Source organism: Ruegeria sp. CDSC042, from assembly GCF_059610745.1.
In genome coordinates this window covers 164,025-180,602 of the sequence record NZ_JBXWOF010000001.1, presented here as the reverse complement: position 1 = coordinate 180,602, position 16,578 = coordinate 164,025, and the positions used below count along the sequence as shown (strand labels likewise).

Here is a 16,578-nt window from a genome sequence, read left to right as displayed (position 1 = left end):
GTTTAGGTGCGGGCGTCGCCCACCAGCTTCCACAGGCCGGGGATCAGCAGCGCGGCCAGCGCGAGCTTGATCGCATCACCCACCAGGAATGGTGTCAGGCCCCATGCCAGGATCGGCTGGTCCCAGCCATAGAGCTGGCCCAGCCACAGCAGGCCGGGGACATAGATCAGAACGTTGGCCAGAACCAGCGCCAACGCCATTTTCACGACCGAACGGTCCCAGCCGCGCGCGGCCAGCGTACCCAGCATCAGGGTTGCCAGCACATATCCGACTAGGTAGCCGCCTGTGCCACCCATCATGTAAGTAAGGCCGAATTTTTCAGCCGAAGAGCCCGCGAACACGTCAAAGCCCAGCGCGCCGATCAGCAGATAGCCCATCATGGTTACCAGACCCAGCCGTGCGCCATAGGCGGTGCCGATGGTCAGAACCGCAAATGTACCCATGGTGATTGGAACCGGCCACATCGGCACTTTGATCTTGGCGGCGACGGCCAAGGCAACGATGCCCAAAGCAACCAAAACCACCTGTTTGACGCGCAGCGCCGTCCCTTCACGTGGGCCAAATGCATTGGCCAATACGTTCGCATTCATGTTGTTTCTCCCTAAACGGACCGAGATTCTGCAACAGGAATGCCCTGTCAGCGCCGCATCTGCAAGATGATTACGCTACCGCAGCATGTATTCCGTATTCATTTCGTATGATTTCCGGGGGCCGGACACGGTCCAACGGACCCTCCAGCAGGGCCAGCCTGAGAAATCATAGACTGCGTCATAGCTGTCTGGCGAGCAATTATGGTGATCCGCAGCCTGCGCCTGGCCCAGCTTGAGAGCGTGGAAATAACGCCCGTCATCAAAATGCACCGCAACGCTTTCGCCCTTGTCGTGCCACAGGTATCGGCGCGTTCCCATCATCTCGGGCTGGCCCGGAATACGCAGAGTTACCGTCTCGTCATAGATCAGACCGTCTTTGGACCTTGTGAATCGCGCAGAGCCATCGGCCAAAACTACCTGCCCGGCCCGCGCATCCCGAATGGTGCGTGACAGGCTCCAGTCCCCTTCGAAGTCGGTCAGTTCGTTTGGAAAGGTCATTCGGGATAATACCCGTCTGTGATCTCGCCTGCGCCGTCAATAAATCGAATGATGACACCGCTTTGCAGAACATCATAACACGCCCAGATATCCGAAGGCGGCCAAACCGAGCAATACTGATCGCCCTGCACGGCCCACTTTCCGGTGCTGGGACGACCCGAAAAAAAATGGGTCACCCCGCTTTGGTCGAATGTTTGCCAGATGCCGTCGCCATAAGTTAGTTTTTTGCCCGACAAGGTTTCGGTAATTTCATCACCCGTCAGCGGCCAGAACTCTGTCGCTGCCGCAACACCAGGCCAAAGGGATAAAATCAGGGCAAACCGTCTCATCACCGCACTCGCGCCTTGTTCCGTAGGGCGGCTGGGTTTAAACCGCGCCGCAACGACCTCTGCCAAATCATAAAAAGGTGCCGCTGCCAATGATTCCACGTTATTCCCGCCCCGACATGGTCGCCATCTGGTCGCCCGAGACGAAGTTCCGCATCTGGTACGAGATCGAGGCCCATGCCTGTGACGCCATGGCCGATCTGGGCGTGATCCCGCGTGAAAACGCCGATGCCGTGTGGAAGGCCAAGGATGTGGAATTCGATGTGGCCCGCATTGATGAGATTGAGGCCGTCACCAAACACGATGTCATCGCTTTTCTGACCCATTTGGCAGAGCATGTCGGCAGCGATGAGGCACGGTTTGTGCATCAGGGCATGACCAGCTCGGACGTGCTGGACACCTGTTTCAACGTTCAGCTGACCCGCGCTGCCGACATCCTGATCGCCGACCTCGAAGGTTTGCTGGCCGCTCTGAAACGCCGCGCGATCGAACATAAGGACACTGTCCGCATCGGCCGCAGCCACGGCATCCACGCCGAGCCCACCACAATGGGCCTGACATTCGCGCGCTTTTATGCCGAGATGGATCGCAACCTATCCCGCATGCGCGACGCACGGGCCGAGATTGCAACAGGTGCGATCAGCGGCGCGGTCGGCACCTTTGCCAATATCGACCCTCAGGTCGAAGAGCATGTCTGCGACAAGCTGGGACTGGTGCCCGAACCGATCAGCACGCAGGTCATCCCCCGCGACCGCCATGCCGCGTTCTTTGCCACGTTGGGCGTGATCGCCAGCAGCATCGAAAACGTTGCCATTGAAATCCGTCACATGCAGCGGACCGAGGTTCTTGAGGGGGCCGAGTTCTTCTCGATGGGGCAGAAAGGGTCGTCGGCGATGCCGCACAAGAAGAACCCTGTACTGACCGAGAACCTGACCGGGCTGGCGCGCATGGTGCGCGCGGCGGTGATCCCGGCGATGGAGAATGTGGCGCTCTGGCACGAACGCGACATCTCACACTCCTCGGTGGAACGCATGATTGGGCCGGACGCCACGATCACACTGGATTTTGCTCTGGCTCGACTGACGGGCGTGATCGACAAAATGCTGATCTTCCCCGAGAACATGATGGAGAACATGAACAAGTTCCCCGGTCTAGTGATGAGCCAGCGGGTTCTGCTGGCGCTGACGCAGGCAGGGGTCAGCCGGGAAGAGGCTTATGCTATGGTTCAACGCAACGCGTTGAAGGTCTGGGAACACCGCACAGACTTCAAAGAAGAACTTCTGGCGGATACTGACGTGACCGCCGCGTTGAGCAAGGAGGAGATCGAAGAGAAATTCGATCTCGGCTATCACACCAAACATGTCGATACGATCTTTGCCCGGGTGTTTGGCGAGTAAAATTTCGTAAAGACTCTGCAATACTGACCCGCACAAAATTTTTGTGCGGGTTTTTCTTTGCTTGATCACGGCAGGATCATTCCCGCTTTCTAACTTGTGAATAAATTCGCGCGATCAGTTGTTAGCTTTTGTATAGAACGCGCTATGCTTATTCTGAGCAGCCCTACGAACGGAGACCAATTATGCGCCTCATCCTAGCTTCGGTTATTGCAATTCAGGCCCTTACATTTGCCCCCATGGTTCATGCCGCAGGTGGCGGCGGGGGATCGACGCCGCCAAAAACAACAAACACCACCAAGAAATGTCTGTTCGGACGGGTCTATGATGAGGCCGCGGGCAAATGCGTAAAGCCCAGCAACACCAATTTCACTCAGGATCAGCTGTACCACGCCGTGCGTGAACTGGCCTATGACGGGCAGTTCAAAAACGCCCAAGGCGTGCTGCGCGTGATGGACCAAAATGACGATCGCGTCATGACCTATTGGGGCTTTACCTATCGGAAGATGGGCAAGCTGGAACTGGCGAACCTGTTCTATGAAGGTGCAATTAACGCAAATCCCGACAATATCCTGGCACGTTCCTATATGGCGCAAGGCTTTGTTGCCGAGGGCAAAACCGATCTGGCGATTGCCCAGTGGCGTGAAATCAAGGCGCGCGGCGGCGAAGGAACCTGGGCAGAGGTTTCCCTGCGCGAGGCGATCCGCACCGGACTGACCTACAACTACTAAGCTTCAGCCTTTCTTTACCCGACTCTCTGTAATCTGCCTGTGGAACAGGAACTTTGGCACCGCAGGCAGATGCAGAACACAAACACATTGGTACAGGTGGCCCCGGGGGCTTCTGCCCAGCTGGCCAAAGAAAACGATGACGACCTTCGCTTGGTGGCCCGCAGCCTCAGCAGCCGACAAAAGGCGGCTGTGGTTGTGCGTCTCTTGCTGAATGATGGGGCGGACATTCCGCTGGAAGAGCTCCCCGACGATTTACAGGAAAAGCTAACCCACCAACTGGGCAAAATGGGCCTTGTCGACCGGGTTACCTTGGACGCTGTTGCCGGTGAATTTGCAGATGCGCTGGACAGTGTTGGCCTGTCCTTTCCACATGGTCTGGCGGGCGCTTTGGATGTGGTGAACGACAAAATCGCCCCGGCCACTGCGGCGCGTTTGCGTAAAGTGGCCGGGATACGCCAGATCGGCGATCCTTGGCAGCGATTGCGAGAGATCCCTATAGAAGATCTGGCCGAAATGGCGCAGGCCGAAAGCACTGAGATTGCGGCCGTGATGCTATCGAAACTTGAAACCGCCAAAGCTGCGCAACTGCTAGGGCACCTTCCCGGCCCAGTTGCTCGGCGTATTACCTATGCGGTTTCGAAAACTGCAAATGTCAGCCCAGAGGCCGTCGAGCGGATCGGATGGTCGCTGGCGGCTCAGATGGATCAGCGCCCTGCCACAGCGTTTGCCGACGGACCGGGTGCCCGCGTTGGCGCGATACTGAATCAGTCCGCTGCCTCGACCCGGGACGGCCTGCTGAGCGCGTTAGAAGAAGAAGACGCCGATTTTGCCACCATAGTTCGCCAATCCATTTTCACCTTCGCCCATATCCCGTCCCGTATTCTGCCCCGTGATGTACCGGCCATTCTACGCGGTGTGGAACAACCCGTCCTGGTTACAGCGCTCGCCGGTGCAGAAACGGAAGGAGACAGGGCATCGGTTGACTACCTGTTGTCCAACATGTCGTCGCGTATGGCCGAAAACCTGCGCGAAGAAATGGATGAGGTCGGAAAAATCAAACAACCCGATGCAGAGGAGGCGATGACCCAGATCATTGGCGCCATCCGGACACTTGTCGATGAGGGAACCATCACGCTCCGGGATGATGACGGCGACGAATAAAGAGAGTAAGCGCGCCTAAATCTCTGGCCGAGCAGAAAGCTTGTGGTTACCGCGATCGGCTTGTATGTCTGACCCGGCAATTCACAACAGACGCCGAGACCTTCTGATGCCCGTTGAAAAGTCTGAACTAAGCAGGTCCGAGCTTGGCAAATACTATGTATCCGGCATGTTCCTGAAAGGCGTTATCAAAGCGTTACGGTTGCTGCCCTATGAGACACGCATTGCCACAATGGGCGCCATAGCGAGAAACCTTGCGCCGTTGGTCGGGTTCTCGAAAAGAGTACGCAGCAATCTGAAACTCACCTGCCCGGACCTGACTGAATCCGAAGTGAAACGCATCTGCAAGGCCGTTCCTGACAACGCCGGACGCGCGATCATGGAGCACTTCTCGCCCGAGGATTTCACAGAACGCCAACGCTTTGCCAAAGTCACGGGTACGGGCCTTGCTGCCTTTGATTCCGCCTTGGCAGAAGGGCGACCAGTGATGATGATCACTGCGCATTTCGGCCATTACCTGGCCGCGCGTATCGCCCTTCAAGAACGCAGCGGTCAGCCTATTGGCTGCCTCTACCGTCGAATGGCGAACCCCTACTTCAACGACATGTATGTCGATGCGTTCTACAAAACCGGCGCCCCGATGTTCGAACAAGGCCGTCGCGGGATGGTCGAAATGGTGCGGACACTCAAAAAAGGCGGGATCATCGCTATTGTGTCAGACCTGCACGCACATGGCGGGGAAGAGCTGACTTTTTTCGGCAAACCGGCCGTGACGTCGGTTTTGAATGCTGAACTGGCCATGAAATACAAAGCCGTCCTGATTCCGTGCTATGCAGTGCGTCAGCCCAATGGGGTTGATTTCGAAATCATCCTGCACGAACCGGTCCCACATACGGATCCAAAGACGATGACCCAGTTCACCAATGATGACCTCGAGGCGGTTGTCCGACAGCATATGGGTCAGTGGTTCTGGATTCATCGTCGCTGGAAAACCTGGAACGGGCTAGGCGTCCAAGCCAAAGACATGCCCTGATCAGCGAACGCGTGCTGCCGCAATAATCGGCCCATGGCCAACCCCTTGCACCAACACAACGGCCGGTAAACCTGACGTCAAAGATACCTTATAGGTCTTAGGCGCTGTCCCGTCCCATTGCCCGGCGACTGTCCAGGCCTCGACCACATTGGCATAATCCAGTTCTTGTCCGGCCAACTCTCCGCGCCGGATCGAAGCATGGCGCATTGGCGTGTATTGCACCACCCGGATGTCATAGACCTGATCCGGTGGCAAACTGATCGAGGAAACGTCGACAGTTACGTTATCTCCTGTACGTGAGGCCGAAACCGACGCCAGCGGAGCGGCCTTGGAATGGTCGCCGATCAGGTAATCCAGCTTTGCCGTATCTGCCCCTACAATATCCTGCTGACCATTCACTACCATCTGAGGCGTATAGATCACCGTACGCCCGGAGTTTCCGGCATAGCTGCGCTGACGGTCGGTATGGGCGGGAATGGCATATTCATCCTCCCAACCGATGTAATCCCAATAATCTACGTGCAGCGCCAAACCGATGACGTCGTCCCGCTTGGCCAAGTCATGCATGATCCGATCGGCCGGCGGGCAGGACGAACATCCTTGCGAGGTGAACAGCTCGACCACGACGGGTCCGCTTTCTGCAACAACCGAAGTTGCCAGAAACAAGGACACCAGGGCGGTCGCGGTTGCAGATTTGAACATGTTTGCTCTCGGGTTTCATGGGGTGCATTACTGGTTTAGACGGAACGCTGATCAAGCACCAATCAAGGTTTCTTGAGACCGGTGACACAAGGTTTTCGCAAAAATGTGTGCAATGGTATACAAAAATTGCCGCACCTGGTCTGTTGGACCTTGAACCGCGCGCTTGGGTGATGCAGATAGCCCTCAGCGAATCCCATATTCCACGTCATTTGAGAGGGAGGCCACAGATGCCCATCAAAGTCGGACAGGATACCGCCAAGACACGCCGCAGCCTGAGCGTGAATGGCAAGTCCATCTCGTATTACTCGATCCCCGCCGCGCAAGAGGCCGGCCTGGGTGATTTCTCGAAACTGCCCGCCGCCCTGAAGGTGGTGTTGGAAAACATGTTGCGGTTCGAAGATGACGGATTTTCCGTCTCGGTCGACGACATCAAGGCGTTTGCCGAATGGGGCGCCAAAGGTGGCAAGAACCCCCGCGAGATCGCCTATCGCCCTGCCCGCGTGTTGATGCAGGATTTCACCGGCGTTCCGGCAGTGGTCGATCTGGCCGCCATGCGCGATGGTATCAAGGCTCTGGGCGGCGACGCGCAGAAGATCAACCCGTTGAACCCCGTTGATCTGGTCATCGACCACTCGGTCATGATTGACGAATTCGGCAACCCGCGCGCGTTCCAGATGAACGTTGACCGCGAATACGAACGCAACATGGAACGGTATCAGTTCCTGAAATGGGGTCAGGGTGCCTTCAACAACTTCCGCGTTGTGCCCCCCGGAACCGGGATCTGTCACCAGGTGAACCTGGAATATCTGGCGCAGACCGTTTGGACCGACACGGATCAGGATGGCAACGAGGTTGCCTATCCCGACACGCTGGTCGGCACCGACAGTCACACCACCATGGTCAACGGTATGGCCGTTCTGGGCTGGGGCGTCGGCGGGATCGAGGCCGAAGCCGCTATGCTGGGTCAGCCGATCTCGATGCTGATCCCCGAGGTTGTCGGCTTTGAGCTGACCGGAGATCTGGTTGAAGGTACGACCGGAACCGATCTGGTTCTGAAGGTCGTCGAAATGCTGCGCGCAAAGGGTGTTGTGGGCAAATTCGTCGAATTCTTCGGCGAAGGTCTGGACCGTCTGCCGCTGGCCGACCGGGCAACCATTGCCAACATGGCCCCGGAATACGGCGCGACATGTGGTTTCTTCCCGATTGACGGTGAAACGCTGCGCTATCTGCGTAACACCGGCCGTGACGAAGATCGCATCGCGCTGGTCGAAGCCTATGCCAAGGAAAACGGCTTCTGGCGCGACGCAGATTACGCACCGATCTACACCGACACCCTGTCGCTGGACATGCGCACCATCGTTCCCGCGATCTCGGGCCCAAAGCGCCCCCAGGATTATGTTGCTCTGACCGGTGCCAAGGCGGCGTTCACCAAGGAAATGGCCGAGACGTTCAAACGTCCCATGGGCAAGGAAGTCACCGTCAAAGGCGAAGACTATACCCTGGAATCGGGCAAGGTTGTGATCGCCTCGATCACCTCCTGCACCAACACCTCGAACCCGTATGTCATGATCGGCGCTGGTCTTGTGGCCCGCAAAGCCGCAGCCTTGGGTCTGAACCGTCAGCCTTGGGTCAAAACTTCACTGGCACCGGGATCGCAGGTTGTATCTGCTTATCTTGAGGCCGCTGGCCTGCAGGAAGATCTGGACAAGATCGGCTTCAACCTTGTCGGCTACGGCTGCACCACCTGTATCGGCAACTCGGGTCCAATCCAGAAAGAGCTCTCTGAGGCGATTGCCGAGGGCGATTTGGTAGCCACGTCGGTCTTGTCGGGCAACCGCAACTTCGAGGGCCGTATCAGTCCGGATGTTCGCGCCAACTACCTGGCCTCACCGCCACTGGTCGTGGTCTATGCGCTGGCCGGTACGATGGATATCGACCTGACCTCAGAACCGATCGGTCAGGACAAGGACGGCAATGATGTCTTTATGAAAGACATCTGGCCAACCCAGCAAGAAGTGGCGGAATTGGTCGAACAGACGGTCACCCGTGAGGCGTTCCTGTCGAAATATGCAGACGTCTTCAAAGGCGACGAGAAATGGCAAGCGGTCGATACCACCGATGCCGAAACCTATGACTGGCCACCGGCCTCGACCTATATCCAGAACCCGCCCTACTTCCAGGGCATGGGGACCGAGCCGGGCACAATTTCGAACATCGAAGACGCCAAGGTTCTGGCCATTCTGGGCGATATGGTCACCACTGACCATATCTCGCCTGCAGGCTCGTTTGCCACGACAACACCGGCTGGCAAGTATCTGACCGACCGTCAGGTGCAACCGCGCGAGTTCAACTCTTACGGGTCGCGCCGTGGCAACCACGAGGTCATGATGCGCGGCACCTTTGCCAATATCCGCATCAAGAACGAGATGCTGGACAGCGTCGAAGGTGGTTACACCAAAGGCCCCGATGGCGAGCAGACTTCAATCTATGACGCGTCGATGGCCTATCAGGAACAGGGCACGCCGCTGGTTGTATTCGGTGGCGAGCAATACGGCGCCGGATCGTCGCGCGACTGGGCGGCCAAAGGCACAGCTCTGCTGGGTGTCAAAGCGGTGATCGCCGAAAGCTTTGAGCGTATCCACCGCTCGAACCTGGTTGGCATGGGCGTTGTACCGTTCGAATTCACCGGTGGCGACTCGCGCAAAACGCTGGGCTTGAAGGGTGATGAAACCGTCTCGATCCACGGTCTGGATACGATCCAGCCGCTGCAAGAGGTGCCCTGCACCATCACCTACGGTGACGGTTCTGAGAAAACCATAACCCTTAAGTGCCGCATCGATACCGCGCCCGAAATCGAATATATCGAAAACGGTGGCGTGCTGCATTACGTGCTGCGGAACCTGGCCAAGGCCGACTAAGATCTCTGAGCAAACTAAAAAGGGCGCCCGGTCGGGCGCCCTTTTTACGTTCCATTTGCGCCAGGATGCTGTGCCTGGCTTTTTCACCGACCTCCCACTTGGTTCTGCCCAACCAGAGGGGCTACGGTGACAGCACCAAGATGGATGATTGTGACCAGATCATTCAGAAGACTGGTGTTTCTTCCCTCACCCTGCCGCGTTAATCGGCCTTAGCCTTTTCCAAAGCGGGCCGAATAGTTCCTTCGATGACGCGCTGGGTAATCGGCCCAGCAAAGCGCAGGATAATGGTTCCGTCGCCGTCGACCACATAGGTTTCCGGTACGCCGTAAACGCCCCAGTCCAGCGCCATGCGTCCCTGTTCATCCCGGCCGATACCCGTATAGGGATCACCAAGTTCGTTCAGGAATGCCTCGGCATTTTCCAGCTTGTCCTTATAATTGATACCGTAGACAGGAATGCCTTCATCCGACAGGGCCTGCAGGTTCGGGTGCTCTACCCGGCAGGGCGCGCACCAACTGGCCCAGTAATTCACAAGCTTGATCTGTCCATCGCGCAGCGTTGCGTCGTCAAATTGTGGCTTGCCTGCAAAATCTGTTAATACAACCGGTGGCGCGGTTTGGCCCTCACGGGCCGAGGGCAAAGCGTTTGGATCATCACGGAACATGCCAATACCGGCAAGTACAGCAAAGGCACCAAATATCAACGGAGGCGCAATCATCAGGGGCGAGATCTTAGCCATTGCGCTTTATCCTCTGTTCAACTTTTTCCAATTCAGCCTGGCTCTTGCGGCCCCGCATCACGCTGACCAGAACCAGCGCCAGCAAAAGCCCGATGGAAACCACATAGGACCAGAGCACCGTATCGGCATATTTTCCAAGATCAGGGATCATCCGTTTGCCCTTTCCCGCGCCAGCAGAGTCTTGGTCCGACGCGTGCGAATTTCAGTACCCGTGCGGTAAAGTACCAAGGCGATGAACAACAACACGAACCCGACAATGCACAGCAGCAGAGGATAGAAATAGATATTGCTGACCTTCTCTTCGGTATCCGCTCCAGTCACGGCACCAGCCCGCAGGACAGAAGCGCCCTGATGCAGCCCCTGATTCCAGAAATTCACCGCATAACGGCTGAGGATAGCAAAGACCGACCCCACCAGACACAGGATCGAGGTCAGATCGGCAGCCGTATCAGGGTCTTCGATCGCCTCCCACAAGGCGACATAGCCCAAATAGAAGAGGAACAGGATCAGGAATGAGGTCAGACGTGGATCCCAGGCCCACCAGGTGCCCCACATGGGCTGCCCCCAAATCGCCCCGGTTGCCAACGCAATCAATGTCATCACGATGCCCACAGGTGCGGCCGCGCGCGCAGCCAGCGCACTGACATGATGACGGCGAACCAGCCAAACCAGAGAGGTCGCCAGCATCATAAGCCAGCAGTTGATCGCCATCAGTGCGGCGGGCACATGCAGGTAAATGATCTTGACGGTCGATCCCTGCTTGTAATCATCGGGTGTGAAGAAAAATCCCCACACCAGACCAATGACGATGCAAACCAAAGCCGCGCCCCAGAAGAACGGCATCACCCGTTCACTGGTGGCAAGAAACTTGCGCGGATTGGCATATTCCCAGAGGGTATTGGCTTTGGCTGCGATAGACATGGGCCTTATCTAGTCCGAGTCGGGTTCATTCTCAATTGACATCCGTCAAAGTTACACTGTGTCACCGTAGGTTAATGCGCAACACGGCGGCGCTGGCAAAAGGTAACAGGGCAATCGTCGCCGCAGTGATCCCAGCCAGCATCAACAAGGGTGTCTGCGTTTCCATTCCGGTTGCGCCGCGGCGCGCGACCTCGGCCCCGAAGATCAATGTCGGTACATAAAGAGGCAGCACAAGAAGCGACAGCAGCAATCCGCCGCGTTTCAAGCCGACCGTAAGAGCGGCACCAAAGGTTCCGATGACGCTCATCGCGGGCGTGCCAATCAAAAGTGAGACGACAAGCCAGAAAAAGCCGGGCAAAGGCAAATTAAGCAGAACGCCCAGGAAGGGCGCGGCCAGAACCAGTGGTAAGCCCGTGGTCAGCCAATGCGCCAAAGACTTGATCGTTACGACCGCTTCTAACGGCAGGGGCGCCGTCGCCAATAGGTCGAGCGAGCCGTCCTCCCAATCCAGCGCAAGCAGCCGGTCAAGTGACAGAAGGCAGGCCAAAAGCGCCCCCAGCCACAGCACGCCAGGTGCAATCGTGGACAACAACGCGGATTGCGGGCCAACTGAAAAAGGCACCAGCACGGTGACGATAAGAAAAAACGCCAGGCCAAGGCCAAACCCACCGCCCGCACGGAAGGCCAGTTTCAAATCACGTAAAAGCAGGGCGATCACAGGAAACCTCCGTCGAGATCATCGACAGGTTTCGGTTTAGCCTTGTAGGGCCCCACATCCAGGACCTCTCCGTCCAGACCAAGGTCGATATGGGTGGCAATCAGGGCAGACCCACCCTGCCCCAGATGCGCGCGCACCGCGTCAGCAAACATCTGCACTGCATTCTTATCCAGCGACACAGTGGGTTCATCCAACATCCAGATCGGTCGTTCGGTGACCAACATCCGCGCCAACCCCAATCGACGTTTCTGGCCTGCCGACAGATTGCCTGCATGGCGATCCGACAGCTCAGTCAAAGCAAACGCGTCCAGGGCCGGTTGAATGCTGTGACTGCCGAAGACCTGCGCCCAGAACGACAGGTTTTCCACCACGGTCAGAGTCGGCTTGAGTCCGTCGGAATGTGAGGCATAGGCGATCCGGTCCTCAGCCCCGTCGATCTGCCCCTCAAGCGGAGGCTGCAGGCCTGCCAGCGTTCGCAGCAGCGTTGTTTTACCGATCCCGTTCGGCCCGCGCAGGATAAGCGCCTTTCCGGGCTCCAGCGAAAAGCTGAGATTTTCCAGCACAGGTACGCCCCCTCGGGCGATCGACAGGTCGGTCACGGTCAATGTCATGAATCCCGCTTATCCTATTGCCGTCAGAGGCAAAAGGCGGGATTTGCCGCAGCATACCCACAGCAACGTATTTGGGTGGCATCTTAGCGCAAGGCCAGAGGAAAAGAATCCGATCAGACCGGTAGCAGCGCCAGCGCAATACGGCGCCCTTCGGATAACAGGATATTGTATGTGCGGCACGCGGACGGAGAGTTCATGATCTCAACCCCGATCCCCGAATCTTCCAAGGCGGCGCGCAGATCAGAAGGAATATGGGCCAGCTCAGCGCCGGTTCCGATAAACAGCACATCGACCTGACCCGCCAATTTCAACAGACCATCCCTGTCGTCGTACCCGCCCCATTTCGCTGATCCTGCAGGGCCGGTCAGCACCGACCCGTCATAGACCTGACCACCGATGCGGAAAAACCCAGGACCATATCCGTCAACAGGGGCCGCATTGTCATAAGAGATTTCATTCATACGCATAGGAGGCATCTAGCCCCAAAGCGGTAGGCCCGACAAGGCTGCAAGCGCTATCGCCAGATACGCAGCGGCACGATACAGCTTTTCCCGCTCGGGCCGGAACATCCAACCACCCAGCCAATTACCAGCCAGATTGGGGACCGCCAGAGCCAGACCCAATATCACAGCAGGCAGCGTGATACGGTCCATGCCAGTCAGGTACCCGAGCAGCAGAAAATCAAAGGCGAACAGGTATAACAGGATCGTCGCACGGATCACGGCCACGGGCAGAGGTCGAGACATATAGAACAAGATAACGGCCGGTCCCGGCAGGCCCGCGACACCGCCCAAAAACCCACCAGCGCTTCCTATTCCCAAAACCATTTTGCGGCTGACATGACCGTGATAGCGCAGACCGAACACCAGAATAGCCAGCATAAGAAACGCCAACAGGCTAACGGTATAGCGAAATACATGTGGATCGACCGTGGTCAGCAACCACAGCCCCAATGGCAGAGCGAGTGCGCACCCTCCCACCAGACGGACCAGATCACCCCTGTCGACCTCGCGCCAGGCCCGGCGAAGGTTGGGCAGCGGGCCCAGAATATCCATGATTGTCAGGCACGTCAGCGCCCTGAAAGGATCAAGGAATGGGGTTGCGATTGGCAGGAAAATCAGGGCGGTCCCAAATCCGGAAAAGCCGCGCACTACACCGCCAAGAAAAGCAGCAAAAACTATGATGGCCAGCCCTGTGGGGGACTGGCCAAAATACTCAGGCATCGATGTTGGCAAACTGGTTGCCAGAAGTGTTTGATGGCTTGGACCAGTCGCGCTTGACGCCCAGCCACAACAGGATGGTTGAGGCCACAAAGACGGACGAATAGGTACCTACGATCACACCCCAAATCATAGCAAAGACAAACCCGCGGATCACATCCCCACCCAGAACATAGAGCGAAATCAACGCCAGCAAGGTGGTGACAGAGGTCATGACTGTCCGGCTGAGCGTTTCGTTGATCGAAAGGTTCAGAACCTCCTTTAGGTCCTTTTTCTTGTATTTCCGCAAGTTCTCGCGCACCCGGTCGAACACGACCACCGTATCATTCAACGAATAGCCCACGATGGTCAGCAGCGCAGCGATGATCGCCAGATCAAAGCGGATCTGCAGTTCGGAAAAGATGCCGATAGTCAGGATGACGTCATGCACCAGCGCAGCGACAGCCCCCAGCGCAAACTGCCATTCAAACCGCAGCCAGATGTAGACAAGCACCGCCCCAATGGCGAGCACCACCGCGATTACGGCGGTCTGGATAAGCTCTCCCGAGACTTTGGGTCCTACAGATTCGACGCTTTCGAAGGGCAGTTTCAACCCGGGGTCCGCTGCGGCAAGAGCTTCGCCAATTTGTTCAATCGTGGCCGCATTGACAGCCTCAGCATCATCCTGCGCCTGAATGCGGATCATCGCGACATGTTGATCTGGCCCGAAGCTCGGATCGAAAATCTCGGTGATCGTCACGTCGCCAAGTCCAAGCGGCGCAATAGCGTCACGATATGTGCCGACATCGATTTCCTGCGCGCTTTGGGTCCGAATGGTGGTCCCTCCACGGAAATCAATGCCGAAATTCAGGCCCTGCAGCATGAATGACGTAAACGCGACAATCATCATCAAGGCCGAGATACCCAGCCAGATCTTCCAGCGACTGAAGAAATCGAACGAGGTATTCTGGGGTACGAGTTTCAGTCTCATGTCAAACCTCGATCGTTTTCGGACGGCGGCGTTCGAACCAAATCACGATCATCAGGCGCGTCACGAAGATCGCGGTGAAGACCGAGGTCAGAATACCCAGACCCAAAGTGATTGCGAACCCGCGCACTGGCCCGCTGCCCATGGCAAACAGGATTACAGCGGTAATGAAGGTGGTCACGTTGGCGTCCAGAATGGCCGACAGCGCTTTTTCATAACCCAGCTCAATCGCGCGGGCAGGACCTTTGGCAGATTTCAGTTCCTCTCGGATACGCTCGAAGATCAGAACGTTGGCATCCACCGCCATACCTACCGTTAGAACGATCCCCGCGATCCCAGGCAGGGTCAACGTCGCCCCAATCAGGGAAAGCAGACCAAATAACAGGCCAACGTTGATGATCAGCGCAATATTGGCGAAGATACCAAACAGGCCATAGCTGAGCGCCATGAATGTCAGCACCGCGACAAAGGCCACGACGGTTGCCACCTTACCCGCGTCGATACTGTCCTGGCCCAGCTCGGGGCCGATGGTTCTTTCTTCCAGAAACTCCAGCCCGGCGGGCAGTGCCCCTGCGCGCAACAGGACAGCCAGATTTGTACTTTCCTCAACGGTGAAATTACCGGTGATGATACCAGACCCACCGGGGATATGACTTTGGATCACCGGGGCTGAGATCACTTCGTCATCCAGAACGATGGCAAAGGGTGCCCCGATGTTTTCCAGCGTGTAATCACCAAATTTGCGCGCGCCTGAGGTGTTAAAGCGGAAACTCACCGCCGGGCGGCCATTCTGGTCAAACGCGGGCTGCGCATCGACCAGTTCCTCGCCCGTTACAACAGGCGCGGCATCCAACGTGTAATAGACGCCATTTTCGTCAATCGACGGCACCACCTCTTCGCCAACGCCCGCTATCGCATCGGGGTCGGTTCCGCGCCCAACAACGGGGTTAAAGGTCAGTTGCGCGGTCGTGCCGATGATCTCTTTCAACTCTCCTGCGCTGCCGATACCTGGCACCTGGATCAGGATACGGTCGGTGCCTTGCCTTTGAATGGTTGGCTCGCGGGTGCCCACCTCGTCAATCCGGCGGCGAATGATTTCCAGCGATTGACGGACGGTGCGGTCGTCTGACGCCAGCTTCTCGGCCTCAGAAAGTTGTACAATGATCGTATCACCTTCGGCGCGGGCCTCGATATCCGTGGCCCCTACACCGCTGAGGGTCTGCACCTGACGGGCCAGACCGCGGACAACCTCCAGCGCGCGGGACATGCCCTCGGGCTGACTGATGCGAAGGCGAATCTCATCAGGCGCCGAGTCCTGGCGACGGATGGTGCCCACGGTGGCACGTTCGTCCCGCAGCGCATCCCGAATTTCGGGCCACATGGCGTCCATACGGGATTCGTAGACGTCACCCACCCGAACTTCGGCCAAAAGATGCGCGCCACCACGCAGATCCAGCCCTAGATTGACCAGCGACGACGGCAGCCAGTTCGGCCATTGCGCCGCCTCGGCCTGCATTTCAGGAGTGTCGACGCCAAGCTCAATCGCCGTCTTGGCGTCATTGGATTGTTCAACGCGCGTATAAAACGCATTCGGCAGGGCCATCAGCAAGCCAGTCACGCAGACCAGCCAGATCAGAACCCGCTTCCAGGTATCAATTTGCAGCATTACCCTGCCTTTTCAAGGGATTGTATCGCGAAGTTACTTCGCCGGCTCAGTCTTGTTCAGAACCTGCGAAATGGTCGATTTAACCACGCGGACTTTGACTCCCTCGGCGATTTCAACTTCGATCTCGTTGTCGCCTTCTTTGACCTTGGCCACTTTTCCAATCAGCCCACCCTGGGTAACGACCTGATCGCCCCGGCGCACGGCCTCGACCATGGCTTGATGTTCCTTCATTTTCTTCTGCTGCGGACGGATCAGCAGGAAATACATGATCGCAAAAATCAGGATCAGCGGGAGAAACTGGGCGATTGCGCCACCTTCCATGGGACATTCCTTTTGGTTTGGTACTGCGAAAATGCTCCGCAAATTTTGCGAGAACCTATTCTCTG

The 16,578-nt window shown here is 57.2% G+C and carries 19 protein-coding genes; 5 read left to right on the top strand and 14 right to left on the bottom strand.

Features of this window, described 5'->3' with window-relative positions; all coding sequences use genetic code 11:
- Nucleotides 1-2: 2 nt before the first annotated feature.
- The 3 genes from AC2FHX_RS00895 to AC2FHX_RS00885 form a co-directional block, all read right to left on the bottom strand.
- A complete protein-coding gene (locus AC2FHX_RS00895; RefSeq protein ID WP_142633110.1) occupies nt 3-590 on the bottom strand; it encodes a biotin transporter BioY in 588 nt (195 codons plus the stop codon).
- A gap of 75 nt (nt 591-665) precedes the next feature.
- Nucleotides 666-1,088: a DUF6314 family protein gene (locus AC2FHX_RS00890; protein WP_496700546.1), complete on the bottom strand. Its 423-nt coding sequence runs from the start codon at nt 1,086-1,088 to the stop codon at nt 666-668.
- Complete coding sequence (locus AC2FHX_RS00885; protein WP_496730352.1) at nt 1,085-1,417, bottom strand: hypothetical protein; 333 nt, start codon at nt 1,415-1,417, stop codon at nt 1,085-1,087. The genes AC2FHX_RS00890 and AC2FHX_RS00885 overlap by 4 nt, the downstream gene beginning before the upstream one ends.
- A gap of 89 nt (nt 1,418-1,506) precedes the next feature.
- Between AC2FHX_RS00885 and purB the strand changes: the two genes are divergently transcribed.
- The 4 genes from purB (at nt 1,507) to AC2FHX_RS00865 (ending at nt 5,730) form a co-directional block, all read left to right on the top strand.
- Nucleotides 1,507-2,811, top strand: coding sequence for an adenylosuccinate lyase (gene purB, locus AC2FHX_RS00880; protein ID WP_142633106.1), 1,305 nt, complete (start codon nt 1,507-1,509; stop codon nt 2,809-2,811).
- Nucleotides 2,812-2,993: 182 nt separating this feature from the next.
- Nucleotides 2,994-3,539: a tetratricopeptide repeat protein gene (locus tag AC2FHX_RS00875; RefSeq protein ID WP_142633104.1), complete on the top strand. Its 546-nt coding sequence runs from the start codon at nt 2,994-2,996 to the stop codon at nt 3,537-3,539.
- Nucleotides 3,540-3,608: 69 nt separating this feature from the next.
- On the top strand, nt 3,609-4,700 hold the full coding sequence (locus AC2FHX_RS00870; RefSeq protein WP_496700548.1) for a flagellar motor switch protein FliG: 1,092 nt from the start codon (nt 3,609-3,611) through the stop codon (nt 4,698-4,700).
- 106 nt (nt 4,701-4,806) lie between these two features.
- On the top strand, nt 4,807-5,730 hold the full coding sequence (locus tag AC2FHX_RS00865; RefSeq protein ID WP_142633100.1) for a lysophospholipid acyltransferase family protein: 924 nt from the start codon (nt 4,807-4,809) through the stop codon (nt 5,728-5,730).
- Here the strand turns inward: AC2FHX_RS00865 and AC2FHX_RS00860 are convergent, their stop codons facing one another.
- Nucleotides 5,731-6,432 (bottom strand): DUF1223 domain-containing protein, encoded by a 702-nt coding sequence (locus AC2FHX_RS00860; RefSeq protein WP_496700549.1) that lies wholly within the window; start codon nt 6,430-6,432, stop codon nt 5,731-5,733.
- A 227-nt stretch (nt 6,433-6,659) separates the two neighbouring features.
- Between AC2FHX_RS00860 and acnA the strand changes: the two genes are divergently transcribed.
- Nucleotides 6,660-9,350: an aconitate hydratase AcnA gene (gene acnA, locus AC2FHX_RS00855; RefSeq protein WP_496700550.1), complete on the top strand. Its 2,691-nt coding sequence runs from the start codon at nt 6,660-6,662 to the stop codon at nt 9,348-9,350.
- Between the two features lie 199 nt (nt 9,351-9,549).
- Here the strand turns inward: acnA and AC2FHX_RS00850 are convergent, their stop codons facing one another.
- From AC2FHX_RS00850 to yajC, 10 genes are all read right to left on the bottom strand, one after another.
- Nucleotides 9,550-10,089: a DsbE family thiol:disulfide interchange protein gene (locus AC2FHX_RS00850; protein WP_142633094.1), complete on the bottom strand. Its 540-nt coding sequence runs from the start codon at nt 10,087-10,089 to the stop codon at nt 9,550-9,552.
- Nucleotides 10,082-10,240 (bottom strand): heme exporter protein CcmD, encoded by a 159-nt coding sequence (gene ccmD, locus AC2FHX_RS00845; RefSeq protein ID WP_185956600.1) that lies wholly within the window; start codon nt 10,238-10,240, stop codon nt 10,082-10,084. The genes AC2FHX_RS00850 and ccmD overlap by 8 nt, the downstream gene beginning before the upstream one ends.
- Nucleotides 10,237-11,010, bottom strand: a complete 774-nt coding sequence (locus AC2FHX_RS00840) for a heme ABC transporter permease (protein ID WP_142633092.1) — start codon at nt 11,008-11,010, stop codon at nt 10,237-10,239. The genes ccmD and AC2FHX_RS00840 overlap by 4 nt, the downstream gene beginning before the upstream one ends.
- Nucleotides 11,011-11,071: 61 nt before the next feature.
- Nucleotides 11,072-11,728, bottom strand: a complete 657-nt coding sequence (ccmB, locus tag AC2FHX_RS00835; RefSeq protein WP_282021834.1) for a heme exporter protein CcmB — start codon at nt 11,726-11,728, stop codon at nt 11,072-11,074.
- Nucleotides 11,725-12,339: a heme ABC exporter ATP-binding protein CcmA gene (gene ccmA / locus AC2FHX_RS00830; protein ID WP_142633088.1), complete on the bottom strand. Its 615-nt coding sequence runs from the start codon at nt 12,337-12,339 to the stop codon at nt 11,725-11,727. The genes ccmB and ccmA overlap by 4 nt, the downstream gene beginning before the upstream one ends.
- A 113-nt stretch (nt 12,340-12,452) precedes the next feature.
- Nucleotides 12,453-12,806, bottom strand: coding sequence for an Mth938-like domain-containing protein (locus AC2FHX_RS00825; RefSeq protein ID WP_142635082.1), 354 nt, complete (start codon nt 12,804-12,806; stop codon nt 12,453-12,455).
- A 9-nt stretch (nt 12,807-12,815) separates the two neighbouring features.
- Nucleotides 12,816-13,562, bottom strand: coding sequence for a TSUP family transporter (locus AC2FHX_RS00820; RefSeq protein WP_496700551.1), 747 nt, complete (start codon nt 13,560-13,562; stop codon nt 12,816-12,818).
- Nucleotides 13,555-14,529 (bottom strand): protein translocase subunit SecF, encoded by a 975-nt coding sequence (gene secF / locus AC2FHX_RS00815; RefSeq protein ID WP_282021836.1) that lies wholly within the window; start codon nt 14,527-14,529, stop codon nt 13,555-13,557. Before secF ends, AC2FHX_RS00820 begins: the two co-directional genes overlap by 8 nt.
- 1 nt (nt 14,530) lies before the next feature.
- Entirely contained in the window at nt 14,531-16,192 is a 1,662-nt protein-coding gene (gene secD, locus AC2FHX_RS00810; RefSeq protein WP_496700552.1) for a protein translocase subunit SecD, read from the bottom strand.
- 33 nt (nt 16,193-16,225) lie between these two features.
- Nucleotides 16,226-16,513 carry a preprotein translocase subunit YajC gene (yajC, locus tag AC2FHX_RS00805; RefSeq protein WP_142633080.1) on the bottom strand — a complete coding sequence of 96 codons (288 nt, stop codon included), beginning with the start codon at nt 16,511-16,513 and terminating at the stop codon, nt 16,226-16,228.
- Between the last annotated feature and the right edge of the window lie 65 nt (nt 16,514-16,578).

Excerpts from the sequence above, each read along its gene's own strand:
- acnA (WP_496700550.1), top strand. The coding sequence starts at position 6,660 with ATGCCCATCAAAGTCGGACAGGATACCGCCAAGACACGCCGCAGCCTG.
- yajC (WP_142633080.1), bottom strand. The coding sequence starts at position 16,513 with ATGGAAGGTGGCGCAATCGCCCAGTTTCTCCCGCTGATCCTGATTTTT.
- AC2FHX_RS00870 (WP_496700548.1), top strand. The coding sequence starts at position 3,609 with ATGCAGAACACAAACACATTGGTACAGGTGGCCCCGGGGGCTTCTGCC.
- AC2FHX_RS00865 (WP_142633100.1), top strand. The coding sequence starts at position 4,807 with ATGCCCGTTGAAAAGTCTGAACTAAGCAGGTCCGAGCTTGGCAAATAC.
- AC2FHX_RS00895 (WP_142633110.1), bottom strand. The coding sequence starts at position 590 with ATGAATGCGAACGTATTGGCCAATGCATTTGGCCCACGTGAAGGGACG.
- AC2FHX_RS00820 (WP_496700551.1), bottom strand. The coding sequence starts at position 13,562 with ATGCCTGAGTATTTTGGCCAGTCCCCCACAGGGCTGGCCATCATAGTT.
- ccmD (WP_185956600.1), bottom strand. The coding sequence starts at position 10,240 with ATGATCCCTGATCTTGGAAAATATGCCGATACGGTGCTCTGGTCCTAT.
- secD (WP_496700552.1), bottom strand. The coding sequence starts at position 16,192 with ATGCTGCAAATTGATACCTGGAAGCGGGTTCTGATCTGGCTGGTCTGC.
- ccmA (WP_142633088.1), bottom strand. The coding sequence starts at position 12,339 with ATGACATTGACCGTGACCGACCTGTCGATCGCCCGAGGGGGCGTACCT.
- AC2FHX_RS00885 (WP_496730352.1), bottom strand. The coding sequence starts at position 1,417 with ATGAGACGGTTTGCCCTGATTTTATCCCTTTGGCCTGGTGTTGCGGCA.
- purB (WP_142633106.1), top strand. The coding sequence starts at position 1,507 with ATGATTCCACGTTATTCCCGCCCCGACATGGTCGCCATCTGGTCGCCC.
- AC2FHX_RS00850 (WP_142633094.1), bottom strand. The coding sequence starts at position 10,089 with ATGGCTAAGATCTCGCCCCTGATGATTGCGCCTCCGTTGATATTTGGT.
- AC2FHX_RS00840 (WP_142633092.1), bottom strand. The coding sequence starts at position 11,010 with ATGTCTATCGCAGCCAAAGCCAATACCCTCTGGGAATATGCCAATCCG.
- AC2FHX_RS00825 (WP_142635082.1), bottom strand. The coding sequence starts at position 12,806 with ATGCGTATGAATGAAATCTCTTATGACAATGCGGCCCCTGTTGACGGA.
- AC2FHX_RS00875 (WP_142633104.1), top strand. The coding sequence starts at position 2,994 with ATGCGCCTCATCCTAGCTTCGGTTATTGCAATTCAGGCCCTTACATTT.
- secF (WP_282021836.1), bottom strand. The coding sequence starts at position 14,529 with ATGAGACTGAAACTCGTACCCCAGAATACCTCGTTCGATTTCTTCAGT.
- AC2FHX_RS00860 (WP_496700549.1), bottom strand. The coding sequence starts at position 6,432 with ATGTTCAAATCTGCAACCGCGACCGCCCTGGTGTCCTTGTTTCTGGCA.
- AC2FHX_RS00890 (WP_496700546.1), bottom strand. The coding sequence starts at position 1,088 with ATGACCTTTCCAAACGAACTGACCGACTTCGAAGGGGACTGGAGCCTG.